We start from the raw sequence: 24,468 nt of genomic DNA, 5'->3' as shown, positions 1-24,468 counted from the left end.
AAAGTCTGAAGGTTACTAAAGATTTCCCGGAAGTCGAAAAGCCATTGAAAGGCCTTGCCGCCTTCTGATAGCTTCACCGCAACACGCCAGATAAACAGCATTATTCGGCAAGCTAAGGCAGGCAGTGCAGGCAGCGGACACAAGGCTGTTTGCCGCTGCATGTCGCGGCAGTCGTTGCGACGTGAAGCAGGGCAGGGCTTGATTCCATCCCTTCCTCTTGCCCAGCAGACCCGTGGTTCACGGGCTGGTGGAGAGCCTTGCGCCGCTCCCGATCTCCGCATGAACTCCCGAGCCTGACCAGCGAAAGAGGTCAAAGCCATGTCATTTCGCGGCACGTCTCAGGGCGTGGCGCGGAGCAGCAGCAGATTTCAACAGAAGGTTCACCGAGGAAAGAACGAAACTATGAAGCACTTGTGCGGCCGGATTCTCTTGTCAGCATTTTTAGTTGCCCTTCCATCCCTCTCGTTTGCGCAGAGCGCGAGCACTGCCTCAGCGCCATCGCTGATTGTGAATACCGACAAGGGACCGGTGCGCGGTAAGATCAGCGACGGTGTTCTTGAGTTCAAGGGCATCCCCTATGCTGCTCCGCCCGTGGGTAAACTTCGCTGGGAACTTCCCCAGCCCGTCAAGCCGTGGCAGAAGACCCTCGACGCTACCGAATTCCGAAACGGCTGCCCCCAGGTGTCACGCTACGGGCTGACCGAGGCTGGCTACAACGAAGACTGCCTCTTTCTCAACGTTGCGGTGCCTCTTGAGAATCATCCCAGCGCCACCAGGCGCCCCGTCATCGTGTGGATCTACGGCGGCGTCTTCGTCGGCGGATCGAGTTCACTCTATCCCCTCGGACACATGGCGAAGAGCGGCAATGCCATCGTGGTTTCCATGAACTACAGGCTCGGCGTCTTCGGCTTCATGGCGCACCCTGACTTCGCCCCTGACTGGAACGGCATGTACGGAATCGAAGACCAGCGCGCAGCTCTTCGCTGGGTGCAGCGCAATATCGCGAGATTCGGAGGCGATCCGCACAACGTCACGATCGCCGGCGAATCGGCGGGCGCGGCTTCCGCCTGCATGCATGTCATTTCGCCGGGCGAGACCACCGGATTGTTCCAGCGGGCGATTATCCAGTCTGGCGGCTGCGTGCATCATCTGCGCACCGTGCAGGAAGCCAGCAAGGTTGGAGAAAAGGTCGCGGCCCTGGTCGGCTGCCCCGATGGCCCCACTGCAGTGAGCTGTATGCGCAGCAAACCGGTCAAGCAGCTGCTGGAGGCGGCGACCAAGGTAGCCGGCAGCGATGTAATGACCTACGTTCCCACCGCGGGCACCAAGGCTATTCCACTGCAGGGAGCTGAGGCCTTCAGAACCGGCAAGTTTGTCCATGTGCCGATCATCAATGGTGCGGATACTTACGAGCTTCTGCTCTTCCTCGCCTATGACATCAAGGCCGGACATCCTGTCACCGCCGAAAATTACATGGCCCACCTGAAGGCCCTCTACGGCGACAAGGCCGAGCGGGTCGCGGAGAAGTATCCGGTGAGCGCCTACCCCACGCCGGCGCAAGCCCTGGGCACCGTCATGTCGGACTTCATCCCCAGCAACGGGCTCAACAGCTGCATCGATCTTGAAGCGGCCAAGCTGGCTTCAAAATGGGTGCCGGTCTATGAGTTCGAATTTGCCGATCCCGCTGCGCCACCCGTAACCGAAGATCCAGGCTTTGCCATGGGCGCGGTCCACTCCTCGGAGCTGCCTTACTTCTTCCCGCACTTCTCCAACACCTCCAAGCTGGATGGCCCGGACCTCGCTGCCGGCTCGCAGCATCTCGCAGGCCAGATGATGGACTACTGGACGAGCTTTGCCGCGACAGGAAAGCCCGTTGCTCCCGGGTCGCCGGACTGGAAGAAGTTTCAGTCGCCGAAGGATGTGATCCGCTTTGAGCCCGGCAAGGTGGGGCTCTTCGATGCCGATGCAGCGCACAACTGCCGCTTCTGGCACGAACTGTATCCCTCCATCCTGCAGTAAACGGCCGACACCCCCAGGTCTCGTCATCGAGCCCTGGGGGCGCACCGCTCCGATCCTCGGCGAATCGCCCTGATTCGCGCCCTTCAGCGCTTCGTCAGCAGGTGCGCGTCCTGCCTCCGCTGGAGCGGGGTGGAGAGCACAATGCTGGTCGTCGGCATGCCGTAGGGCAGCAGCTTCTCAATCAGCTGTTCCAGCTCCGCTGTCGAAGAGAGCACGACCCTCAGCAGAAATGCGTCCCCTCCTGTCAGGTGGTGGCACTCCACCACCTGATCCAGCGTCTGAATGAATTTCAGAAATGGCCGGTAGCGGGTGCCGTCGCATGTAAGGCGGATGAACGCCGTGATGGAGTAGCCGAGCGCCTTCAGGTCGATCTCCGCGTGATATCCATGCAACAGCCCGTCGCTCTCCAGCTGGCGGACGCGCTCGATTGCTGCAGAGGGCGAAAGGCCGACTCTGCGGCCCAGCTCCGCAAACGGCACCCGCGCGTTTGCCGACAGCTCTATCAGAATCTTCCGGTCAATTTCGTCCAGCCGAGTATCCTGTCTCATTGGATTCATTCCTGAAAGCCGACCATCCAAGTGGATTATTCCACTTTATTCCGATTTAAGGGTGGATTCGTTGCTGCTACGACCCAAGAACCGTGGAATCCATCTGTATCTGTTCTCTCCGCCTGACTACGCTTTGGTCATGATAGTTCTCGATGGTCAAAGCCTGACCGTGGACGATGTGGTTGCGGTGGCCAATCGTGCTGAGCAGGTTCGTATTTCCGAGCAGGCGATGGCCGCCATGAGCGCCTCGCGCGATTATGTCGAAGCTGCCATGTGCGGCTCTGCGCCAGTCTATGCGCTCAACACCGGTGTCGGTCTGCTGGCAAACATTCGCCTGGCCGAGCCGGAGATCGACCAGATGCAGGTGAACCTCGTGCGCTCCCACTGCTGCGGAGTGGGCGAGCCGCTGCCGAGCAACGTCGTTAGGGGCATGATGCTGATCCGCGCCAATGTACTGGCCAAGGGTTTTTCCGGCATCCGCCCCGTGGTTGCCGAGCGCATCTGCGATCTGCTGAATCACGGCATCACGCCAATCATTCCCTCGCGCGGCAGCGTAGGCGCGAGCGGCGATCTTGCTCCGCTGGCGCACATGGCGCTCGTGTTGATCGGCGAAGGCTTCGCCGAGTATCGCGGCGAGGTGCTGCCCGGCGACCGCTGCCTGCAGCGTGCAGGCTTGCAGCCGCTGCAGCTGCGCGGCAAAGAGGGCATTTCGCTGCTCAACGGCACACAGGCGATGCTCTCCATCGGCTGCCTCCAACTGGAGGAGATGGAAGGCCTCTTCTACTCCGCGCAGACGACCGCCGCACTGACCATGGAGGCGCTGCGCGGCACCCCTGCCGCTTATGATCCGCGGCTGCATGCGGCCCGTCCTCACCCGGGACAGGTGCGCAGTGCACAGCACCTGCTCGATCTGCTCAAAGGGAGCACGATTCCGCGGACGCAGGGTGAGGGTGGTGACCGCATTCAGGATGCTTATTGCCTGCGGTGCGTTCCGCAGGTGCACGGCGCCTTCTGGGATACGCTCACCGAGGCGCGGCGGGTCTTTGCAATCGAGCTCAACAGCGCAACCGACAACCCGCTGGTCTTCCTCGGCGATGATGCGAACCCGGCGGGCGCCATCCTCTCCGGAGGCAATTTCCACGGCGCCCCGCTGGCGCTCGCGCTAGACTATCTCGCGATTGCCCTCTGCCAGCTTGCCGGCATCTCCGAGCGCCGGACAGAGCGCCTGCTCAACCCCGCGCTTAACCAGAAGCTTCCTGCGTTTCTCGCGTCGCAGCCCGGCCTGGAGTCCGGACTGATGATGGCGCAGGTCACCGCCGCCGCGCTGGTTGCGGAGTTGCGCGTGCTGGCCAGCCCCGCATCGACGGGCTCCATTCCCACCAGCGGCAATCAGGAAGACTTCGTGAGCATGGGCATGACCTCGGCGCTCAAGCTGCAACAGGGGCTCAAGCTCGCCCGGATGGTCATCGCCATCGAACTGCTGGCTGCCGCGCGCGCTCTCGACCTGCGCCAGGATACAAGCACTCCCGCGCTTGAAGAAGCGAAGGCGCTCTTTCGCAGACAGGCTCCTGCCTGGAGAGAGGACTGCGTGCTGTCTGTCGCGATGGAGAAGGCAGACCGCTTTCTCGCCGGGGATCCCTTTCGCCATATCGTCCATCTCGAACACGCCGAGGCCTGCCAATGACATCCGCCTATACGCCGATTCGCGCACCGCGCGGCAACACCCGCACCGCCCGCGGCTGGATACAGGAAGCAGCCAAGCGCATGCTGATGAACAACCTCGACCCGGAGGTAGCAGAGAAGCCGGAAGAGCTGATCGTCTACGGAGGCCGCGGCAAAGCCGCGCGTAACTGGGAGTGCTATCACCGGATTATTGAAACGCTCGACCGGCTGGAAAACAACCAGACCCTGCTGGTGCAATCGGGCAAGCCGGTGGGCGTGGTTGAAACGCATCGTCTTGCGCCGCGCGTGCTGATTGCCAACTCCAACCTGGTCCCCAAATGGGCCAACTGGGAGGAGTTCGACAGGCTCGACGCCGCGGGGCTGATGATGTACGGCCAGATGACCGCCGGATCGTGGATCTACATCGGCACGCAGGGCATTCTGCAGGGAACCTACGAGACCTTTCGAGGCGCAGCCGCGCAGCACTTCGGCGGATCGCTCGCAGGCGCCATCACCGTCACTGCCGGGCTCGGCGGCATGGGCGGCGCACAGCCGCTCGCGGTCAAGCTTGCCGGTGGTGTCAGCATCTGCGTTGAGGTCGATCCGGTGCGCATCGAGCGGCGGCTGAAGACCCGCTATCTCGACCGCGCGACCGCCTCACTCACGGAGGCTCTGGCCATGGCGCAGGAGGCGAAGCGCACCGGCGCAGCCCTGTCCATCGGGCTGCAGGGCAACGCCGCAGAGGTGCTCCCGCAGATGGTCAGCCTCGGGTTTACGCCGGAGCTGGTCACGGACCAGACCAGCGCGCACGATCCGCTCTGGGGCTACCTCCCCATCTCGCGGCCTGATGAAGATCTCAACACCCTGCGCGCGCATGACCCCGCCGCCTATACGCAGCGCGTGCGCAGCTCCATCGCCGAACATGTCGAAGCCATTCTTGCCATGCGACGTCGCGGCGCTATCGCCTTCGATTACGGAAACAATCTGCGCACGCAGGCCAGTCTCGCGGGAGTCAGCGATGCCTTCTCCTATCCCGGCTTCGTGCCTGCTTTCATTCGTGACTCGTTCTGCGAAGGCCGCGGACCATTCCGCTGGGTCGCTCTCTCCGGCGATCCTGCAGACATCGCGAAAACAGATGCAGCCCTGCTCAAGCTCTTTCCTGAAGATCGCCGCCTGCAGGAGTGGCTAGGCTTCGCATCGAGCCAGGTAGCCTTTCAGGGGCTGCCCGCGCGCATCTGCTGGCTTGGCTATCGGGAGCGCGACAAGGCAGGCCTGCTCTTCAACAGAATGGTGCGTGAGGGCACGCTGGCCGCGCCTGTCGTCATCGGTCGGGACCATCTCGATGCGGGCTCGGTAGCCAGCCCCTATCGCGAGACGGAGGCGATGCTCGACGGCTCGGATGCAGTCTCCGACTGGGCGCTGCTGAACTTCGCTACCGGCATCGCCAGCGGCGCAGGCTGGATGAGCTTTCATCATGGCGGAGGAGTGGGCATGGGTTACAGTCAACATGCCGGCCTGGTCGCTGTCGCCGATGGCAGCGACGAAGCCGAAGAGCGGCTGCGGCTCTGCCTGACCAACGATCCTGCGATGGGTGTCATTCGCCATGCAGACGCAGGCTATGAAAAGGCGAAAGGAGTGGCACGGGATCGCGGTCTCGATATGCCGGCCCTGCGATGAGAGCAGACAAAGTTATCAAAGGAATTTCGCAACTCGCCTCGCCCATCGGGGCAGGGCCAAAGCATGGTTCGCAGATGAGCGAACTTGCTATCACTGAGCAGGCCGCCATTGCCATCGCCGACGGCCGAGTTGTCTGGGCAGGGCGAGAAGCCGCCTGGCAGGGCGAGGCGCATTCCACCCTTGATCTTGGCGGCCGCGCGGTTGTGCCTGGCCTCGTCGATCCGCACACGCACGCAATCTGGGCGGGCAGCAGGCTGGCTGACTTCGATGCGCGAACCTCCGGCGTTGCCTATGAAGATATACTTGCGCGTGGTGGCGGCATCAGGAGCACCATCCGAGCCACTAACACCGCAACGACCGAGGAACTCGTCGCCCTGGCGCGGCCTCGCATCGCCGCACTGGTTGCCTCCGGCGCGACTGTCATTGAAGTGAAGTCGGGCTATGGCTTTACTCCGTCGGAAGAGATCAGGATGCTCGAAGCCATACAGGCTCTTGCGCTCGCAACACGCGCACGAATTCTTCCGACGCTTCTCATCCATGTGCCGCCTGCGGATCGAGAAAAGCGCGCGCCTTACCTCGATCAGCTCAGGAGCGAATTGATACCCGAGGTCGCGCACCGAGGGCTCGCTACAGCGGTCGATATCTTCGTCGAGCGCGAGGCATGGCAGGCTGACGAGGCGGAGCGCGTCCTCCAATGCGCGCTGCAGCACGGTCTCGCCATCAAGATGCATGCCGAGCAGTTCCACTCCGTCGGCGGCCTTGAAACAGCGCTGCGGCTCGGCGCATGCAGCGTCGATCATCTCGAAGCATCGATGCCGCATCAGTTCGCGTTGTTCTCCGGCAGCCGCACCGTCGCCACGCTTCTGCCCGGCGTATCGCTTCATCTGGGAATCGCATGCGCACCCGGACGCAAACTCATCGATGCGGGCGCAGCCGTAGCTGTCGGCACAGATCTCAATCCAGGCTCGAGCCCGCTCTTCTCAACAGCGTCTGCGCTGGGGCTGGCCGTCAGGTTAAATGGCCTGACCATGCATGAAGCGCTGGTTGCGGGAACGGCTAACGCTGCGCACGCGCTTGGGCTCAGCGATGCCGGTCGCATCGAGGCCGGATTGCCCGCTGATTTTGCAGTGCTGCATGGCGCCGATTGGCGCGAGCTTCTCTACACCATGGGTGCGAACCCGGTGCGCGAAGTGTGGATAGGCGGCGAAAAAATCCATACATCGTCACTCGAGGAAGCCCTGTGAACACAGCCTATCGCCCTGACCTTCTCTATCGCGGCGGAAGCTTTGAACATGGCGCAGCCCTGCTCGTCAGCGAAGAAGGACGCATCCTGCAAGCCGCACCTGATGCGCAGACGGCAACGGTCAGCCTGGCAGGCAAGGCCATGCTGCCCGGCTTCGTTAACACGCATTCTCACTCCTTTCAGCGGCTCATTCGCGGCAAGGCGGAATCGCGCCAGGTAAGCGGGCGCGATTTCTGGTCGTGGCGGGGAACCATGTACCACGCCGCTGCGCGGCTTTCTCCTGAAGATGTTTATGACGTGGCGCGGATGGCCTTTCTTGAAATGGTTCGCGCAGGTACGACGACCGTGGGTGAATTCCACTACCTGCATACCGCACCCGACGGCCGTCCCTATGCCGATCCCAACCTGCTGGCCCGGCAGGTGATTGCCGCAGCGCAATCGGTCGGCATACGCATCGTGCTGTTGCGCACGGCGTATCTGCGGTCCGGCTTTGCATTGCCAAAAGACCCGGGCCAGACGCGCTTCTTCGAGACGACGGCAGAGTTCCTCGCGAACATGGACGCCCTGCTCAAAGACTTGCAACCCTCATCGGAGAGCGTGCGATTCGGTGTAGCGCCGCACAGCATTCGCGCAGTGCCCCTTGCCGATCTTCATCAGATGGCAGTCTGGGCGCGTGACCGGCAGTTGCCTCTTCACATGCACGTGGCGGAGCAGCTCGCGGAAAACGCAGCCTGCCTGCGCGAATATGGCGCAACCCCGGTGTCCCTGCTCGCCAGAGAGGGGTTGCTCGGAGCGGACTTTACCGCTGTCCACGCGATTCATATCACCGACGCAGAAATCCGCATGCTCGCCGACGCGCGCGCAACGATCTGCTCATGCCCGACCACGGAGCGCAACCTCGGCGATGGAATCCTCGCAGCCGACAAAGTCCTCGGCGCGGGAATTCGTATCGCGCTTGGCTCTGACAGCCAGGCGCAGATTGATCCTCTCGAAGATGCGCGTGAGCTGGACTATCATCTTCGGCTGCAGCAGCAGGAGCGCGCTATTCTTGACCAGGTTGGTCATGAGCCGCTGGCTGCGCGTCTGCTCGACTGCGCGACCATCAACGGTGCACAGTCGCTGCAGGTGGCAGCAGGCTCCTTGTCTCACGACAACTATGCCGACTTCTTCACCGTCGATCGCAACGACTCATCCATTGCAGGGCATTCTGCGGATGACCTGCTCTCCATCCTCGCCTTTGGATTGAATCGCAGTGCGATTCGCGATGTGGTCGTCAACGGCAAAATGATTCTCCGTGATGGAAGGCATCCGCTCGACGAGGAGATCGTAGAACGCTACAAAGTAGTGCATCGCAAAGTGTGGTCGGAGCGCGCATGACTTCTGTCGTTGAACACCTCTCGAATCTCATCCGCATCCCTTCCGTTTCGAACCTCTCGAACCGTCCCATCATCGACTACGTTGTGTGCTCGCTGCGCGCCGCAGGGTGGAGCACGCAGGAGCTCGCCTATCGCGACGCAGCAGGTACTGAGAAGCTCAACCTGATCGCCGCTCCGCCGGGCCAGAAGATCGCAGATCGAGCCGTCGACCTCGCTTTTATATGCCATACGGATACGGTCCCTTACTCCGCGGACTGGCAGGGCGCGCTTCAGCCGTCGATCGTAGACGGTGAGCTCCACGGCTGCGGAGCCTGCGATGTAAAGGGCTTCCTTGCGTGCCTGCTGAGTGCAGCCGGAGAGGTCGCGATGGCGCGGTGCTCCGGCAGCGTTCGCATCATTCTCACCGCTGATGAAGAGATCGGCTGCATCGGTGCTGCGCATCTGCTCGCCGCAGATGTCGTCTCCCCTCGGCGGGTGGTGATCGGCGAGCCCACATCGCTTCACGCCGCGCGAGCCGGCAAGGGATATTGCCTCGCAAAGATCACCGTCACCGGCAGAGAAGCGCACAGCGCGCACCCTGAGAAGGGCGCTTCGGCCATCTACGCGGCTGCGCGCCTCCTCACCGCAATTGAGCAGTTCAGTGAAGAGCTTCAGGCGGAGCAGCACAGCTTCTTCACGCCCGGCTTCACCACGCTCAACGTCGGCACCATTCATGGAGGCTCCGCCAAGAACATCGTTCCTGGCCAGTGCGAGTTCCTGGTGGAGTGGCGGCCCATCCCAGGGCAGGCTCCCGGCCGCGTGCCCGCAGGCCTCAAAGAGATTGCCGATCTGCAACGCCTCCAGCATTCCGGGATCGAATACGCAGTGAGCATTCTTCGCCAGCAGGCAGGCTTCGAGACCGATGCAGATGCTTCGCTCGTTCGTGACATTGAGAGGCTCACCAGCCGCGCGGCAACCTCCATTCCTTTCGGCTCTGAGGCCGGCCTGTTGTCCTCCATCGCCGAGGAGGTCCTGGTCTTCGGCCCCGGCGATATGCGCAGCGCGCACAGCAGCCGCGAGTGCGTTCCCGTGGCCGAGTTGGAGCAGGCAGTAGCTGTGATTCATGCGTTGATGACTACCACATGATTTGCACGCTGCCCGGCAGGGCAAAGCCGCCCTTGCAATAAATCGCTTTAATGGCTACAAAGGTAAGGCTTATGTGCTTCTCCAGTCTTTCTCTTTGGAATTCCCGCTCGCGCATCGCGCAGCCCGCGCGCTTCAAGCGCGTCTGCACTGTCCTCGGTGTTCTCATCCTTGCCTCACTCGCGCCGCGCTGTTTCGCGCTGGGTCAGCCGCGCTATGTGGAGACGGCTTCTTCCCCCGGCAGCTTTACGCTGGTGCAGGCTGGCGCAGCGGCAAAGCTCTATGTGGATAGCAGCGACTACGCAGGCGTAACCCGCGCCGCGCACGACCTGCAGCAGGACATCAACAGGGTCAGCGGCGTAACCCCGGACTTTCTGCAGGCGAGGAAGTCGCTCTCCGGCAACGTAATTCTTATCGGAACCATCGGCAGAAGCGAAGTCATCGACCGCCTCATTCGAGAGCACAAGATTGATGTAAGCCAGATCAGGGGCAAGTGGGAGTCAACGCTGATCCAGGTTGTCTCCCATCCACTGCCGGGCGTCGCGCGCGCGCTTGTGATTGCGGGCAGCGACAAGCGCGGCGCCATCTACGGGATCTATGACCTTTCAGAACAGATCGGCGTCTCGCCCTGGTACTGGTGGGCAGATGTTCCCGTCAGGCGCCAGTCTGCGCTCTTTGTCAAAGATGGCCGCTACATCCAGGGCGAGCCGGCTGTGAAGTATCGCGGCATTTTTCTGAATGATGAAGCTCCGTCGCTGACCGGCTGGGTCTATGAGAAGTTCGGCGGCTACAACCATCTCTTTTATGAGAAGGTCTTTGAACTTCTGCTGCGACTGAAGGCTAACTACCTGTGGCCCGCCATGTGGAACAACGCATTCAATGAAGACGATCCTCTCAACCCCCGGCTGGCTGACGAATACGGCATCGTCATGGGCACCTCTCACCATGAACCCATGCTGCGCGCACAGCAGGAGTGGAAGCGCCACGGCACCGGGCCATGGGATTATTCGACGAATGCCGCGGTACTCGACTCCTTCTGGGAGAAGGGAATCGAGCGCAATGCAAACTACGAAAGCACGATCACTCTGGGAATGCGCGGCGACGGCGATATGCCGATGTCAGAGACGGATAACGTTGCCTTGCTCGAAAAGATCGTGGCGAAGCAGAGACAGATCATCTCGCAGCATCTTACCCCGACACTGGCTGCTGATCCGCAGGTGTGGGCGCTCTACAAAGAGGTGCAGGGCTACTACGAAAAGGGCATGCGCGTTCCCGACGACGTCACCCTGCTGTGGTGCGACGACAACTGGGGCAATATCCGCCGGTTGCCGACTCCTGCAGAGAGAAAGCGCAGCGGCGGCGCAGGCATCTACTATCACTTCGACTATGTCGGCGATCCGCGCTCCTACAAGTGGCTCAACACCAATCCCATCCCCAAGGTGTGGGAGCAGATGCACCTGGCGCATGAGTATGGAGCGAATCGCATCTGGATTGTGAACGTGGGCGACCTCAAGCCCATGGAGTTTCCGATCGAGTTCTTCCTCGACTACGCACGCGATCCATCGCGCTGGAATCAGGACAACTTCTCGGAGTTCACGCAGTTGTGGGCAGCGCGCGAGTTCGGTCCCCAGCATGCCGCAGAGATAGCTGAGATTGTCGCGAAATATACCAAATACAACGGCAGGCGTAAGCCGGAATTACTCGAGCCGGATACTTTCAGCCTGGTTCATTATCAGGAGGCGGATCGCGTCTATGCAGGCTGGGAGCAGCTTACCCGCCAGGCGGAAGCGATCTACAAAGAGCTTCCAGTGGAGAGCCGCGATGCTTACTTTGAACTGGTGCTTTATCCGGTTAAAGCCTCGGCGATTGTCAATGAACTGTACATCACGGCTGGCAGAAACCATCTGCATGCTGCGCAGGGAAGAGTCAGCACCAACGATCTGGCGGCGCAGGCGCGAGTGTTGTTCAAGGAGGATGCCGACCTCACCTATGCCTACAACCACACGCTGGCCCATGGCAAGTGGGACAAGATGATGAGCCAGACTCACATCGGGTATACCTTCTGGAACGAGCCTCCACTCAATGCAATGCCGGCCGTGAGCGAGGTGCAGCCGGATGCGGACGCGAAGATGGCGGTGGCCGTGGATGGCTCCGCGATCGCCGCCACCGATAACTCTGCATCTCTGCGGCTGCCTCCGTTCGATAGCTTCAACCGGCAAACCCGCTTCATTGATGTGTTCAACCGAGGCATCAAACCCTTCGAGTATTCGGTGAAGGCCGATCAGCCCTGGATCATGCTCAGTTCCACTCATGGCGCCGTGGATAAGGAGCAACGGTTGACCGCCGCCATCGACTGGTCAAGCGCTCCTGCCGGCACAGCCTCCGGCATCATCACGATTGAGCAGCGCAACGGAGCGGCGGTGAAGATCGCCGTCGTTGAGCGAAATCCCTCGGCTCTCACACGGGCATCGCTCCAGGGTTTCGTGGAGAACGAGAATTACGTTTCGATCAACGCAGAGCACTTCACAGCCAGGACCAGTGCCAGGCCAATCCACTGGCAGCGTATTCCTGACTTTGGTGAGACGCTCTCAGGCATGACCGTCATGCCGGTCACGGCACAGAGCGTACTGCCGCCTCAGCCATCTGCCTCACTGGAGTACAGGATGTACCTCTTCGACAGCGGCAAGTTCAACATCGAGGCAATTCTTGCGCCGACGCTACGTTTCGTTCCCGGGCGCGGGTTGCGATACATGCTCTCCATTGACGACCAGCCTCCGCTGCTGGTGGATGCACTCGCGCACGACTCTGAAAAGAACTGGGCCACAGATGTGAAGGATGGCGTGCGAAAAGTGACTTCCACTCTCTCCGTAAACACGCCGGGCTATCACACCTTGAAGTTCTGGATGGTCGATCCCGGCGTTGTGCTTGAGAAGCTCGTAGTTAGCCATGGTTCAGTTGCGCCCAGCTATCTCGGGCCCCCGGAGAGTTATCACAATCTGCAAGCTTCTAATAACTAGAAGCAGAACCAGTCGGCATTTCTATTCCTGTCTGGTGATCTCGATCACATCTCACTCTATCGCCGCCATTCTCTAATGAAGTTGTGGCGACAATGATGGAGGAAATATGAAATCGAGAATTGGTATCGCACTTATGATTCTTCTGGTAAGCGCTGCGCTCATGGCGCAGCGACCCGGTGGCAGCCGTGCGCCGAGTCAGAGCAGCACCAGGCAGAGCCAGCCGCGGACGAGCACCAGAAGCCGCATCACTCAGCAGCAGCGTGACCGGCTCCGTGTGCAGGCAACCGGTCAGCAGCGCCAGCAATATCAGTTGGGCAGCCAGAGCATGGATCGAGCCCGTACACAGGTGCGCGATATGGCGAGGACCACCAGCGGATCTGCATTCAATGCAGACCAGGCGCGGCAGCAGCGCGACCAGCTTCGAGAGCAACTGCAAACCATGCAGCAGCAGAATGAGCAGGTAATGCATGGGTTCAACACCCAGCAGCGGGCCGCAGTGGAGCAGCGTTCGCGCGTGATGCAGCAAACCCAGGACCGCATCAACACGCGCATGAAGAACATGGATGAAGAACTCGCAAAATCGAACCCCAACCGTGAGCGCATCGTTGAGCAGGCGCGCAACATGGAGCGGGACATGAATGAATATCAGAGGCAGTATCGCAGCATGGGCGAAGATCTAAGTCTGCGGAACCAGTAACAACAGGGAGAAGATCATGATCAAACACAAGCGCTACTTCTATGCTCTGTCTATCTTGCTCGCCATGGTGATCCTGGCGCCGGCTATGTATGTGGGCGCACAGACCACAGATACACCCACGCGCCGGTCGTTGATGTACAACACGGCGACCGAGACGACGGTAAGCGGAACCATCGAAGCCGTCAATCAGGTAACCGGCCGCAGGGGTTGGAACGGAACCCATCTGCAGCTTAAAACTGCCGAAGGGGTGATGGACGTTCATGTAGGCCCTTCATGGTTCCTGACGCAAAAGAAATTCGAACTGGCGAAAGGGGATCAGGTTGAGATAACTGGATCCAAGGTCAAGTTCAATGATGCAGACGCTCTGATCGCGCGCACCATCAAGAAGGGCGAGTCCGAGCTGACCCTGCGAAATGCGCAGGGGATTCCTGCATGGTCACGCGGCGGCCGCAACTGAGTTCCGTGTGGCGGAGCAGAGATGGCCTGGCATAAGTGCCAGGCCATCTCTGCTCCCTTGTTACTATCAGCTATCTGCTGGCTGCAGATTCTTTCAACGCATTCATCCCATAGCAAGGGTTAGCTGCTAGGCCGTACGGAAGTAATCCCTCTTTCCTCCTGAACAGGTGCACACCAGCATTAAGTACTTCAGCTTTCCTCGATAACGTCGATAGGTAGCTATAGCAATGCGCTTCAATGTCATAGCTTCCGAGGACTTTCTAGTCTCGAGATGTACTTCATGAGGGGAAAGAATGAACGGCTGGTTCAGAGGTAAAGCTTCTTTAGTTATAGCTTCGTTTGCAGGCTGCTGTGCCTTGCTAGGCTGCAGTTCCGCTTCAACAGGCGCCGGTTCCACGGCAGCTTCAGCCGGTGCGGCGCCCATGGTGGTCACTGTCAGTGATGCGCCGCTGGGCAATATCCTCTCCGCTAAAGCTACTATCGCAGGGATAACTCTGGGGCAGGGAAGCAGTGGGAGCAGCGCCTCTGTGCTGGCGCAGCCTGAGACGGTCGAGTTATCCGGCCTCGGAGCACTGCAGGAGCCTATCGAGATCACCAATCTCGCATTCGGTACTTATAGTTCGGTGACGCTGAATATATCTGCCGCCCAGGTGACTTACATAAATAGCTCCGGGCAGGTTACAACTGCCAGTGCATCCATAGCTCAACCTGCAGTTACGGTGGCGTTGAGCCCTGCACTTGCAGTCAGCTCGCAGGGCGAGGTACAACTACAGCTCGCTTTCAATCTCGCGCAGTCTTTCAACATTGCCGGAAGCACAGTTACATTCAATCCGGCGATGAATACATCTGGCGCGCAGGTGAGCAGCGAAAACAGCGGCGATCGTCATGTGGAGGTAACGGGAGCGGTCGTTGCCGTGAGCTCCTCCGCCATCACGGTTGCATCCGGTGACTCGAGCAGGCAGTTCTCGTTTTCAGTAAATAGCTCAACGCAGTTTCCCAGCGGAGTTACGATCGCCTCGATTCAACCCGCTTCGATTGTTCAGGTGCAGGGACAGACGCAGACAGACGGAACGATCCTGGCGCAGATGATCACTCCCGAGTCGCAGGGCGACTCCTCGGGGCAGCAGCAGGACGGAGCGAAGGGAATCATCGTCAGCGTAGCGCAGGACAGCACCGGGGCCGTCACGGCGTTCACCATGGTGCCTAGGGAGGGCTTCGGTGCAGTAGGCGCGACGACCAGCATCAGCGTTGACGTAAGCTCCGCGACGACCTTCGATCTTCCTGAAGACGCGCAGCAGACTGGCCTGAGCTCGACTTCCTTCAACGCTGCCGAGCTGTTTCCGGGCCAGTCTGTTCTGGTTACGGGCTCGGGTGGAAGCACCGGCGCACTCCAGGCGCAGAAGATTGTTCTCGCTGCGGAGAGTATCCCTGCTTCCCTCGTGGCCGCGCCCGTGGGTTCCAGCCTGGACTACCACTTCACACTGGCGCTACCGGGCACGGCGTTTCTGACGACCTACAGCAAGATCACTTCACTGGCCACGGTTGCCGGTCAAAGCACCGACTACAGCGGCAGTCTCACGGCAGCATCCTTTGCCTCGCTAGCGGCTGGTGCGAGTATCGAGGTGCATGGGTTTCTGCTGGTAGACACCAAGGGCGGCTACACTCTCTACGCAACTGAGATAGCCAAGGTCGAGACTCCGGAGAGTCCCGAGTCCGGCAACAGCACAGGAGACAACTGAGTCTTCCGGGAGTACATCCACACACGAGCGCCCGGCAGCAAAAAGCCGGGCGCTTTTGCCTTGTACCGCCCTAAGCTGGGAAACTATCTCCATGCTTCCCGAAGAGAAATTCCACGCTGGCCGGCGCTTTAACCTCAACGAAATCGCGCAGTCCTTTCCCGAGACCGCCGACACGATGCTGCTGGACGAGTACCTCACCAACGAGGAGGCCGCCAGCGCGCGTGTCTTCCGCGTCTACCGCGAGACCCCGCCGCACTACCACGTCAATTGCGACGAGTACCTCTATGTGCTTTCGGGGCGAGGCTCTTTCTGGATGGGCGATGCGTCGAACAGCGGAGATTTCGCGCCGGGAGATTTTCTCTTCTTCAAGCGGGGCACGGTGCATGCCATGCCGGAGATCTTCGAAGGCCCGGTCGTCTTCCTCTCGGTTGACACGCCCCGCCGCGACCCGAAGGACATTGTCTTTGTGAATCCTGCCGACGGCACGCCTGAGAGCTTCATCCGTAGCCAGAAGTGAAGAGCGATCGCGGCTATCCTCCCGCGATCGCTCCCAGAATGATGAACGGTTCTTCTCCAGCGACAACCGGCCCCGGCAGGGGCGTGTCGGAAGCCTCGTGGGAGAGGTCACGCTCACAGGCGAAAAAGCGCAGAAACGGCCGCCGCTGGAGCGTGATCTGGTCGCGAATGGTGCCCAGCAGCTGGGGATAGCGGCCTTCGATGGCGCTCAGCAGCGAGCCCTGCGTGGCCTCGCCCTCGATCGCAAGCAGCAGTTCGCCGTCGATGCGGGCGAGGGTCCTCAGGTGGGCCGGCAGCAGTATGCGGATCACGGCAGCGTCTGTACCTCGACTGACAGCACGGCAGGCAGATCGTGCACGATGGCATTCCAGCTGTCGCCGCCATCGGCGGAGGCGTAGACCTGTCCGCCCGTGGTGCCGAAGTAAACGCCGCAATCGTCGAGGGAGTCGACGGCCATCGCATCGCGCAGCACATTTACATAGCAGTTCTGCTGCGGCAGGCCTTTGGTGAGCGGCTCCCATTCGTTTCCGCCGGTGCGGCTGCGGAAGACCCGCAGCTTCCCCTCAAGCGGATAATGTTCTGAGTCACTCTTGATCGGGACCACGTAGACCGTATCCGGTTCATGCGAATGAATGTCGATGGCGAACCCGAAGTCGGTGGGCAGGTTGCCGCTTACCTCCTGCCAGCTGTCCCCGGCATTATCGCTGCGCATCACGTCCCAGTGCTTCTGCATGAAGAGCACCCCCGGGCGCGCAGGATTCATCGCGATGTGGTGAACGCAATGGCCGACCTCCGCATTGGGGTCGGGAATGTATTGCGAGTGCAGCCCGCGGTTGATCGGCTTCCAGGTCGCGCCTCCGTCGTCCGTGCGAAACGCGCCTGCTGCCGAGATCGCGATGAAGATGCGCTGCGGATCGCTGGGATCCAGCAGGATGGTGTGCAGGCACATGCCTCCGGCTCCCGGCTGCCAGTGCGGCCCTGATCCGTGACCGCGCAGTCCGGGCATCTCCTCCCACGCCTTGCCGCCGTCCGTCGTCCGAAAGATGGCCGCGTCTTCGACGCCCGCGTAGACGGTGTCCGGGTCATGCAGTGACGGCTCCAGATGCCACACCCGTTTGAACTCCCAGGGGTGGGGTGTGCCGTCGTACCACTGGTGCGTGCCGGGCACGCCTGCATAGGCGAACTTGTTCCCGACCGGTTCCCATGTCTTGCCTCCGTCGTCGGAGCGCTGGATCAGCTGCCCGAACCAGCCGCTGGACTGAGAGGCGTAGATCCGGTTCGGATCAACCGGCGATCCTTTCATGTGATAGATCTCCCAGCCGCCGAAGTGGGGTCCGCTGACGTCCCACTGTTGCCGCTTGCCATCCGAATTCAGGATGAAGGCGCCTTTGCGGGTACCAACCAGCACTCTCACTTTGCTCATATCTCGCTCCTCTCAAGGATCCCGTCGCGTAGGTGTGAATTCGACTCGCCGCGCAGCACTCGTCGGCCCCGGCAAAAAGATTTGTCGATAAGCATACGCCGCACCGGTAGGAGAAAGTTCCATCTTTTTCGGGCGAATTCGCAACCCGGGGATGACCGTAGTTCCGCGTTCCCTGGGCCTTTGTGCGATTGCCGGGCCGCCGAGGTATCACCTTTGAGGTGCAAGCGTCTAAACTAATAAGAGCGTGGAGGAAAACGTCCTACAAAACGAAATACTCCCCGAAGCGCGAGGCGTCCGCTTCGTCTCAGCGGCCCTGATCCTGCGCGGGGGTGAGGTCCTGATATGCCAGCGCCGTCCCGACCAGCCCATGGCCCTCAAGTGGGAGTTCCCCGGGGGTAAGATCGAACCCGGTGAGAGCGCTGAAGAGGCCCTGTTCCGGGAACTCAACGAAGAACTTGGCATTGCCGCTTCCATCGGGAGCGAGGTGGCGCACACCCGGCACACCTACCGCAAGGGCGGCGCAGTCGATCTCCGGTTCTTCGCCGTTCACCACTTTGAGGGTGAGCTGGAAAACCGGATCTTTCATGAACTGCGCTGGTGCGCGCTCGACCAGCTGCCGTCCTATGATTTCCTCGCCGCTGACCGCGGGCTCGTCCGCGATCTGGCCGCCGGCAAGCTTCTCTAACGGCTCCTGAATCTCTAACGGCTCCTGAAGCAGACAGCCACCAGCCCTGCAACTGCCGTTGACAGGAAATTAACTGCATCATTATTCAGCCATGCGCCGCGCTCGAGCGTTGCGCCGAGAAGGCTATCCGCGAACAGGCCTGCCACCGCAGCGAAGAAAGCCACCGCCGACCTGCTCCACCCCAGCCCCAGCACGGCTCCGCCGACCGCTGCGATCACCAGCGCGCCCGCGATGCCCACCAGCGTTCCTGCCAGGCTGACTGCGCCGTCCGTGCCGGGCGCGACCCGCCTGCCGGTGGTGACCAGCCGTGGAGTGCCGCCGAAGACCTGGCCCAGCTCCGAAGAGAGCGTGTCGGCAGCGGCCTCGGCCAGTGCAGCGGTCAGCACCATCAGCGAAACGGTCCGCGACCACCCGAAGAGCGTAGGGAACGAGGCCAGCGCCGCCATGCCCAGGTTCGCGGCCACCTGTGCCGGTCCGCGTCCGCGCCTGCTCTCCGCTGTGCCCAGGGCTTCTTTATGGCGTCGGCCGGCGCGCGTTGCGCCGAGCGTCAGCACCAGCATGGCGAGCATCGGCCACAGGGCGGTCCGCATGCCCGGAGCCTGGTAGTAGATGCAGGCGGTCAGCACGGCGCCCGTCAGGGCTGCGGCGGTGGTGGCTGCACGCATCGCCCGCACCAGCACCGCAAAGCAGCCGCTGATAAGCAGCGCCTGCCACAGCGTAGGTGGATGGACGAGGGCCGCCATCCACGACTGCACGGCGATCCAGGCTGCGGCCGGCAGCAGCACCGCTGCGAGCAGCCAGCGCGACTGCCACGCCAACGGTTCCGTGCTGAGGTCGTGCTTCAACAAGTCGATTCTCCTGCCGAGTGGGTTTGGCACAGCGTAGTGATTTACAATCATTCTTCTACACGATTCCAGTTTCAGGGCAGGGTCTGTTTCAGAGTGAGGTATCTCCGAGTGCGAAGAGTGTCGTGCCTGGCAGCCGGAGCGCTGCTGGTGCTGGCTGGGGCCGCAGGTTGCGGTAACCAGTATCGTCCCGTCATTTCACCAGTTACGCCAACTGGTCCTGCTGCGCAGCCATCAGCCTTTACAGTGGTATTTTCTCAGCCGCAGCAGACGCTGGCAGCTCCAGGGGGGGCCAACCCCTGCTCGCCGTCGGCCTATGCTAATCCCGGGATCGTGACGCTCGTGGATTTCTCCGGCGACAGCATCATCGCCCAGGCGCAGATTGGCCAGGGGCCAATTTCCACTGCGCTCGACGGCGCCGGTTCGACGGCCTACGCTGTGACCTGTGACGCGGGTGGCAAGGGCGCCAGCATCAGCACCGTGCCGATCAGCACCCAGCTGCAGACCAAGAATGTAGGCACCACCACGCTGCTGGAGAGTTCGATCCCGGCGACGAACATGCTCGTCACCAACTCCGGACAGTATGTCACCCAGCTCGGCAGCAACACCGTCGGCGCCTTCCTGACATCTTCAGCGAGTGCTCCTTCTCTGAACCAGGAGATCCCGGTAGCGCCGTCGCTGATCAACGTCACGGGCATCTATAACGCAGTCCGTGTCTATGCCATCAGCCAGGGCAACACCGGCGCCGGTGGCGCAGTCAGCTGGGGCCAGTGTGACAACCCCAGTTCCGTAACGGTCAACGGCGAAGCCGACGGCATTGAAGTTACGAACAACACCGTTTCCAGCCGCCTTCCTCTGGGGATCTGCCCCGTGTACGGTGTCGGCACCCTTGACGGCAAGCGGACCTTCATCATGAACCGCGGCAGCGGGACGGTCACCGTGATCGACAGCCAGAAGAATGTGCTCGACACCCAGACCCTCAGCACCTATCTGCACAACGCGACCATTCCCGTAGGTGCGGGCCCGGTTTCTGCCGATCTGCTGACCCAGGGAACCAGCAACGCATCCCTGCTCATCACGGCCAACTACGACTCCAATACGGTCAGCATCATTAACGTAGCGCTCGACGTCTTCGGCAACGACAGCCCGAACTTCGGGCAGGTGCTGGCGACAATTCCCGTCGGCAAAAATCCCTCCTCGGTGACCATTCTCGGCGATGGCAGCCGCGCCTATGTCGCCAACGAGGGCGACGGCACGGTCTCCGTCATCAACCTGACCACCTTCACCGTGCAGAAGACGATCCCGGTCAACGGCCATCCGCGCAGCATCGTTTCCACCTATAACGCGCCTATCGGCAAGGTTTATACCGTGGCTACGGACAGCTCGCTGCTGACCATTATCCGGACCGATGTGGATGCGGTGTCGGCAACAGTCCAGCTCCAGGGCAACGGCATCGACGCACGCACGACCACGCAGTTCGCCGGATCGAGCGGGGCCACGGCTAACCAGAACACGCAGAGCCGCTCCATGGGTTCGGGCGAGCCATAGACCCAGGCGCTGCAGCATGAAAGTCTTCCTTACCGGTGCTACTGGATTTGTCGGCAGTCATGTTGCCAGGGAACTGGCTGGCCGGGGCGCAACAATGCGTATGCTGGTGCGCCCCACCAGCAACCTCGCCAATCTTGAGGGGCTTCCCGGTGACACTGTCACCGGTGACCTGCTTGCCCCGGAGACGCTGCGCTCCGCCATCGCCGGCTGCGATGCGGTTATGCACGTGGCCGCCGACTACCGCCTCTGGGTCCGCGATCCAAAAACAATGTACGCAGCGAACGTCGAGGGCACCCGCGGCATTCTTCGCATAGCCGCTGAAGAGGGTGTCCGGCGCGTGGTTTACACCTCCAGCGTAGCGACCATGGGCTTCAAGAGCGACGGCACCATCGTCGATGAGCGGACGCCCGTTTCCCTCAACGACATGATCGGCCACTACAAGCGCTCCAAGTATCTCGCCGAGCAGGAGGCCATCCGCGCGGCCCAGGGCGGCCAGCAGGTCATCGTCCTGAACCCCACCACTCCCATCGGCCCCAACGATCTCAAGCCCACGCCGACGGGCCGCATCATCGTCGATTTTCTCAACGGCCGATTCCCGGCCTATGTTGATACCGGCCTGAACCTGGTCGATGTCGCCGAGGTGGCTCGAACCCACGCCGATGCGCTCGAGCGCGGTGTGCCCGGCGAGCGCTACATCCTGGGCGGCGAAAACCTGACCCTGAAGCAGATTCTCGACAAGATGTCCGCCATCACCGGCCTGCCGTCTCCCACCATGAAGGTGCCGCACGCGGTAGCGATGATCTTCGCCTACTTCGATGAGACGATCACCGGCAAGCTGCGCGGCAAGGAGCCTCGCGCCACCGTCGAGGCGGTGCGCATGGGGCGCAAGATGATGTTTGCCTCATCGGCCCGGGCCGAGCGCGAACTGGGTTTCAGGGTCGTCCCCGTCTACCCCTGTCTGCGCGCGGCGATCGACTGGTTTCGCGCGCATGGATACGCGCCCCCCGCATGACCGCGCGCATCGGCATTGTCGCCGCCCTGCCGGGTGAGCTCAAGCCGCTGGTCAAGGGCTGGCGCGCTGAGGGCCGCCTCTATCGCGGACAGCTCGGCGCCACCGAGTGCGTCGCCGGCTCTGCCGGTATGGGAGCGGCATCCGCTACCCGCGCCTGCGAGGCGATTCTCCGGGAAGGCCCGGTTACGGCGCTGATTTCAATCGGCTGGGCCGGAGCGCTCTCCTGCGGAGTCAAGCCCGCCCAGGTCATTGAGATCGCTGAGGTTATTGACAGCCGCACCGGCGAGCGGTACGCAAGCGCCGCCGCTGATCCCGGCAAAGTCCGCCTCGTGACCCTCGATCACGTAGCCCGCGCAGACGAAAAGCGAAAGCTCGCCGAGCGCTATCAGGCCTCGATGGTTGATATGGAAGCTGCGACGGTTGGCCGCATGGCCCGCATGCGCGATATCCCCTTTTATTGCTACAAAGGCGTCTCGGATGGGGCAAATGATCAGCTCCCCGACTTCAACCGTTTCATGGGCGCCGACGGCCAGCTCCGCATGGCCGCTTTCATCGCATACTCAGCGCTTCGTCCGCAGCATTGGCGCGCACTCATGCGTTTGGGAGAAAATAGCAGGGTGGCCGCCAATGGGCTGGCCCGGCTGTTATCGGAGAAATGGAGTCATGGCAACCTGCACCAGTCCTATTGAAGCAAAGGTAAGCGCGATCCCCTCCACCATGCGCGCTGCCGTTTATCGAGGCATCGATGATGTCCGCGTCGAGACCGTCCCCGTTCCGGAAATCGGCCGGGGAGAGGTGCTGGTCCGCGTCCACGCCTGCGGCATCTGCGGCACCGACCTCAAGAAGATTCACACCGGCTCGCACTCCGCGCCGCGCATCTTCGGCCATGAAACGGCCGGAACCATCGCCGCCATCGGAGCCGATGTCAAAGGGTTCGCCGTGGGCGACCGGGTCATGGTCTTTCATCACATCCCTTGCGGGGAGTGCTATTACTGCCGCAAAAAGACCTTCGCGCAATGCCCCACCTACAAGCGTGTCGGCTGCACGGCGGGTTTTGAACCGGCCGGTGGCGGCTTTGCAGAGTATGTTCGCGTCATGGACTGGATCGTGCCTCGCGGTCTCCTCAAGGTGCCGGATGGAGTGCCATTTGAGCAGGCCGCCTTTGTCGAGCCGGTCAACACCTGCCTCAAGGCCATCAAGAACCTCGACCTGGCAGCCGATGAAACCGTTCTCGTCATCGGCCAGGGCCCCATCGGCATTGTGCTCGCCGCACTCGCCGCCCGCAGCGGGGCCACTGTGTACACCTCCGATCTCTATCCTGAGCGCCATGCCATTGCTGCCGGCTTCGGGCTGCATCATCCCATTGACGCGCAGCAGGACGTCGCAGCTGTCGTTCGAGAGGCAACGGAGGGTCGCGGCGCCGATGCGGTCATCCTCGCCGTCGGGGTAGATGCCCTGATTCCCGTTGCGATGAACGCAGCCCGTCCCGGCGGCCGCATCCTGCTCTTCGCGCAGACCCAGCGCGGCCAGGCGCCCATTGATCCCGCATCGATCTGCATGGATGAGAAAGCTCTGGTAGGCAGCTACAGCGCCTCCGTAGAGATCCAGGACGAGGGCGCGAGGCTTGTCTTCGACGGCTATCGCAAGGGCTTTGATCTTACGCAGCTCATCTCGCATCGCTTCCCGCTTGAGGCAGCCGCAGAAGCAGTCGAGCTGGCGTCTCACCCTACCCCCGACTCGATGAAAATTTTCCTGAGTCCGGAAGTCTGAACTGAACTCTGAACCTCAGGGTCGCGCGGCGGCGCAACTGCTCCGCGTCTGAGAAAATAAAGAAGATGGCGAACGAGATGCAAGCCGCCGTGCTCTACGGCAAAGAAGATCTGCGCGTTGAAAGCGTGCCTGTGCCCACAGCGGGTCCCGGCGAAATCGTGGTGCGGGTGGCAGCCGCCCTCACCTGCGGAACTGACCTCAAAGTCTACCGGCGCGGCTATCACGCGCGCATGCTGAAGCCGCCCATCGCCTTCGGCCATGAGCTGGCTGGAACGGTCGAGCATGTTGGCGAAGGCGTAACAAAGTTTCAGCCTGGCGACAGGGTCGTAGCGCTCAACTCGGCCCCTTGCGGCGAGTGCTTCTACTGCCGCCGCAACCAGGAGAACCTCTGCGACGACCTGCTCTTCAACAACGGAGCCTACGCCCAGTTCTATCGCATTCCCGCTCGCATCGTTGAGAAGAACACCCTGCTGGTTCCCGATGATGTGCCGCTCGAGCACGCCGCGCTTACCGAGCCGCTGGCCTGCGTCGTCCGCGGCCTTGAGGAGAGCGGAGCCCAGCCCGGCGACACCCTGGCCGTGATCGGCGCAGGGCCCATCGGGCTCATGTTCATCCACGCGGCGCACCTCTCGGGCATGCGGGTCATTGCCGTCGTCAAGCGCGAGGAGCAGGTGGCCTCGGCAAAGCTCTTCGGCGCGGACCATGTCGTGCATCTCGGTGAAGGGGTCGATCCCATCGCCGCTGTCCGCGAACTCACGCCGGAGGCGCGCGGCGTAGACATCGCCATTGAGGCCGTAGCCACTCCGCTCACCTGGCAGTGGGCCGTTGAAATGGTGCGCAAGGGCGGCGTGGTCAACTTCTTCGGTGGCTGCGCCGCGGGAACCAGGGTCGAGCTTGACACCAACCGGCTGCACTACAACGACATCACGCTCAAGGCGAGCTTCCATCACACGCCCGCCACCTGCCGCACCGCGTTTCAGATGATTCGCAGCGGCCGCTTCAACGCTCGGGCCTACATCACCGGCCGCGCCCCGCTGTCTGAGATAGACGCGGTCTTTCGCCGGCTGATGGATCGCTCCAACGACATCAAGACCGCTATCATTCCGTGAGTCC

The 24,468-nt window shown here is 61.7% G+C and carries 21 protein-coding genes; 17 read left to right on the top strand and 4 right to left on the bottom strand.

Annotation, left to right across the window (positions count from 1 at the left end):
* Window positions 1–429: 429 nt before the first annotated feature.
* Window positions 430–2,019 (top strand): carboxylesterase/lipase family protein, encoded by a 1,590-nt coding sequence (locus C7378_RS07935; protein ID WP_207901375.1) that lies wholly within the window; start codon window positions 430–432, stop codon window positions 2,017–2,019.
* 83 nt (window positions 2,020–2,102) lie between these two features.
* Here C7378_RS07935 and C7378_RS07930 read toward each other — a convergent pair whose 3' ends face one another.
* The gene (locus C7378_RS07930) at window positions 2,103–2,567 is read right to left on the bottom strand and encodes an Lrp/AsnC family transcriptional regulator (RefSeq protein WP_131994386.1); all 465 of its coding nucleotides are present in this window, start codon (window positions 2,565–2,567) and stop codon (window positions 2,103–2,105) included.
* Between the two features lie 70 nt (window positions 2,568–2,637).
* Here C7378_RS07930 and hutH point away from each other — a divergent pair, with 70 nt between their 5' ends.
* The 10 genes from hutH to C7378_RS07880 all read left to right on the top strand — a co-directional run bounded on the left by hutH (window position 2,638) and on the right by C7378_RS07880 (window position 16,073).
* Window positions 2,638–4,251: a histidine ammonia-lyase gene (gene hutH, locus C7378_RS07925; protein WP_243648133.1), complete on the top strand. Its 1,614-nt coding sequence runs from the start codon at window positions 2,638–2,640 to the stop codon at window positions 4,249–4,251.
* Entirely contained in the window at window positions 4,248–5,906 is a 1,659-nt protein-coding gene (hutU, locus tag C7378_RS07920; RefSeq protein ID WP_131994383.1) for a urocanate hydratase, read from the top strand. Before hutH ends, hutU begins: the two co-directional genes overlap by 4 nt.
* Window positions 5,903–7,150: an imidazolonepropionase gene (hutI, locus tag C7378_RS07915; protein ID WP_131994380.1), complete on the top strand. Its 1,248-nt coding sequence runs from the start codon at window positions 5,903–5,905 to the stop codon at window positions 7,148–7,150. Before hutU ends, hutI begins: the two co-directional genes overlap by 4 nt.
* A complete protein-coding gene (locus tag C7378_RS07910; protein ID WP_131994377.1) occupies window positions 7,147–8,526 on the top strand; it encodes a formimidoylglutamate deiminase in 1,380 nt (459 codons plus the stop codon). Before hutI ends, C7378_RS07910 begins: the two co-directional genes overlap by 4 nt.
* Window positions 8,523–9,650: an acetylornithine deacetylase gene (gene argE / locus C7378_RS07905; RefSeq protein WP_131994374.1), complete on the top strand. Its 1,128-nt coding sequence runs from the start codon at window positions 8,523–8,525 to the stop codon at window positions 9,648–9,650. Before C7378_RS07910 ends, argE begins: the two co-directional genes overlap by 4 nt.
* 50 nt (window positions 9,651–9,700) lie before the next feature.
* Complete coding sequence (locus C7378_RS07900; RefSeq protein WP_207901374.1) at window positions 9,701–12,664, top strand: glycosyl hydrolase 115 family protein; 2,964 nt, start codon at window positions 9,701–9,703, stop codon at window positions 12,662–12,664.
* A 106-nt stretch (window positions 12,665–12,770) separates the two neighbouring features.
* Window positions 12,771–13,361: a hypothetical protein gene (locus C7378_RS07895; RefSeq protein WP_131994371.1), complete on the top strand. Its 591-nt coding sequence runs from the start codon at window positions 12,771–12,773 to the stop codon at window positions 13,359–13,361.
* A 16-nt stretch (window positions 13,362–13,377) separates the two neighbouring features.
* Window positions 13,378–13,818, top strand: a complete 441-nt coding sequence (locus C7378_RS07890) for a MamS/MamX family magnetosome protein (RefSeq protein ID WP_131994368.1) — start codon at window positions 13,378–13,380, stop codon at window positions 13,816–13,818.
* A 421-nt stretch (window positions 13,819–14,239) separates the two neighbouring features.
* Complete coding sequence (locus tag C7378_RS07885) at window positions 14,240–15,556, top strand: DUF5666 domain-containing protein (RefSeq protein WP_165876710.1); 1,317 nt, start codon at window positions 14,240–14,242, stop codon at window positions 15,554–15,556.
* Window positions 15,557–15,647: 91 nt separating this feature from the next.
* The gene (locus C7378_RS07880; protein WP_131994362.1) at window positions 15,648–16,073 is read left to right on the top strand and encodes a cupin domain-containing protein; all 426 of its coding nucleotides are present in this window, start codon (window positions 15,648–15,650) and stop codon (window positions 16,071–16,073) included.
* A 13-nt stretch (window positions 16,074–16,086) separates the two neighbouring features.
* On the opposite strand, the gene C7378_RS07875 is transcribed toward C7378_RS07880, so the two are convergent.
* Window positions 16,087–16,383 carry a MoaD/ThiS family protein gene (locus C7378_RS07875; RefSeq protein WP_131994359.1) on the bottom strand — a complete coding sequence of 99 codons (297 nt, stop codon included), beginning with the start codon at window positions 16,381–16,383 and terminating at the stop codon, window positions 16,087–16,089.
* Window positions 16,380–17,495, bottom strand: a complete 1,116-nt coding sequence (locus tag C7378_RS07870) for a WD40/YVTN/BNR-like repeat-containing protein (RefSeq protein ID WP_131994356.1) — start codon at window positions 17,493–17,495, stop codon at window positions 16,380–16,382. Before C7378_RS07870 ends, C7378_RS07875 begins: the two co-directional genes overlap by 4 nt.
* Before the next feature lie 244 nt (window positions 17,496–17,739).
* On the opposite strand from C7378_RS07870, the gene C7378_RS07865 reads away from it, so the two are divergent.
* Window positions 17,740–18,180: a (deoxy)nucleoside triphosphate pyrophosphohydrolase gene (locus C7378_RS07865; protein WP_131994353.1), complete on the top strand. Its 441-nt coding sequence runs from the start codon at window positions 17,740–17,742 to the stop codon at window positions 18,178–18,180.
* Window positions 18,181–18,194: 14 nt separating this feature from the next.
* Here the strand turns inward: C7378_RS07865 and C7378_RS07860 are convergent, their stop codons facing one another.
* Window positions 18,195–19,025 carry a DUF92 domain-containing protein gene (locus tag C7378_RS07860; protein ID WP_165876709.1) on the bottom strand — a complete coding sequence of 277 codons (831 nt, stop codon included), beginning with the start codon at window positions 19,023–19,025 and terminating at the stop codon, window positions 18,195–18,197.
* Window positions 19,026–19,136: 111 nt separating this feature from the next.
* Here C7378_RS07860 and C7378_RS07855 point away from each other — a divergent pair, with 111 nt between their 5' ends.
* The 5 genes from C7378_RS07855 (at window position 19,137) to C7378_RS07835 (ending at window position 24,464) form a co-directional block, all read left to right on the top strand.
* The gene (locus C7378_RS07855; protein WP_207901373.1) at window positions 19,137–20,573 is read left to right on the top strand and encodes a YncE family protein; all 1,437 of its coding nucleotides are present in this window, start codon (window positions 19,137–19,139) and stop codon (window positions 20,571–20,573) included.
* Between the two features lie 16 nt (window positions 20,574–20,589).
* Window positions 20,590–21,585, top strand: coding sequence for a hopanoid-associated sugar epimerase (gene hpnA, locus C7378_RS07850; protein ID WP_131994344.1), 996 nt, complete (start codon window positions 20,590–20,592; stop codon window positions 21,583–21,585).
* The gene (locus tag C7378_RS07845; RefSeq protein ID WP_131994341.1) at window positions 21,582–22,274 is read left to right on the top strand and encodes a phosphorylase family protein; all 693 of its coding nucleotides are present in this window, start codon (window positions 21,582–21,584) and stop codon (window positions 22,272–22,274) included. The genes hpnA and C7378_RS07845 overlap by 4 nt, the downstream gene beginning before the upstream one ends.
* The gene (locus tag C7378_RS07840; RefSeq protein ID WP_131994339.1) at window positions 22,249–23,355 is read left to right on the top strand and encodes a zinc-dependent dehydrogenase; all 1,107 of its coding nucleotides are present in this window, start codon (window positions 22,249–22,251) and stop codon (window positions 23,353–23,355) included. Before C7378_RS07845 ends, C7378_RS07840 begins: the two co-directional genes overlap by 26 nt.
* Before the next feature lie 65 nt (window positions 23,356–23,420).
* Window positions 23,421–24,464, top strand: a complete 1,044-nt coding sequence (locus tag C7378_RS07835) for a zinc-dependent alcohol dehydrogenase (RefSeq protein ID WP_131994336.1) — start codon at window positions 23,421–23,423, stop codon at window positions 24,462–24,464.
* The last annotated feature ends 4 nt before the right edge of the window (window positions 24,465–24,468 follow it).

It is taken from the genome of Acidipila rosea (assembly GCF_004339725.1).
Taxonomy (GTDB): Bacteria; Acidobacteriota; Terriglobia; order Terriglobales; family Acidobacteriaceae; genus Acidipila; species Acidipila rosea.
Note: the sequence above shows the minus strand (reverse complement) of the source record. Positions and strands in the feature narration are given on the sequence as shown.

What these genes read in the sequence shown, in the direction of transcription:
- C7378_RS07930 (WP_131994386.1), bottom strand. Translation starts at nt 2,567, where the DNA reads ATGAGACAGGATACTCGGCTGGACGAAATTGACCGGAAGATTCTGATA.
- hutU (WP_131994383.1), top strand. Translation starts at nt 4,248, where the DNA reads ATGACATCCGCCTATACGCCGATTCGCGCACCGCGCGGCAACACCCGC.
- hutI (WP_131994380.1), top strand. Translation starts at nt 5,903, where the DNA reads ATGAGAGCAGACAAAGTTATCAAAGGAATTTCGCAACTCGCCTCGCCC.
- argE (WP_131994374.1), top strand. Translation starts at nt 8,523, where the DNA reads ATGACTTCTGTCGTTGAACACCTCTCGAATCTCATCCGCATCCCTTCC.
- C7378_RS07900 (WP_207901374.1), top strand. Translation starts at nt 9,701, where the DNA reads ATGGCTACAAAGGTAAGGCTTATGTGCTTCTCCAGTCTTTCTCTTTGG.
- C7378_RS07895 (WP_131994371.1), top strand. Translation starts at nt 12,771, where the DNA reads ATGAAATCGAGAATTGGTATCGCACTTATGATTCTTCTGGTAAGCGCT.
- C7378_RS07890 (WP_131994368.1), top strand. Translation starts at nt 13,378, where the DNA reads ATGATCAAACACAAGCGCTACTTCTATGCTCTGTCTATCTTGCTCGCC.
- C7378_RS07885 (WP_165876710.1), top strand. Translation starts at nt 14,240, where the DNA reads ATGGTGGTCACTGTCAGTGATGCGCCGCTGGGCAATATCCTCTCCGCT.
- C7378_RS07880 (WP_131994362.1), top strand. Translation starts at nt 15,648, where the DNA reads ATGCTTCCCGAAGAGAAATTCCACGCTGGCCGGCGCTTTAACCTCAAC.
- C7378_RS07870 (WP_131994356.1), bottom strand. Translation starts at nt 17,495, where the DNA reads ATGAGCAAAGTGAGAGTGCTGGTTGGTACCCGCAAAGGCGCCTTCATC.
- hpnA (WP_131994344.1), top strand. Translation starts at nt 20,590, where the DNA reads ATGAAAGTCTTCCTTACCGGTGCTACTGGATTTGTCGGCAGTCATGTT.
- C7378_RS07845 (WP_131994341.1), top strand. Translation starts at nt 21,582, where the DNA reads ATGACCGCGCGCATCGGCATTGTCGCCGCCCTGCCGGGTGAGCTCAAG.
- C7378_RS07840 (WP_131994339.1), top strand. Translation starts at nt 22,249, where the DNA reads ATGGCAACCTGCACCAGTCCTATTGAAGCAAAGGTAAGCGCGATCCCC.
- C7378_RS07835 (WP_131994336.1), top strand. Translation starts at nt 23,421, where the DNA reads ATGGCGAACGAGATGCAAGCCGCCGTGCTCTACGGCAAAGAAGATCTG.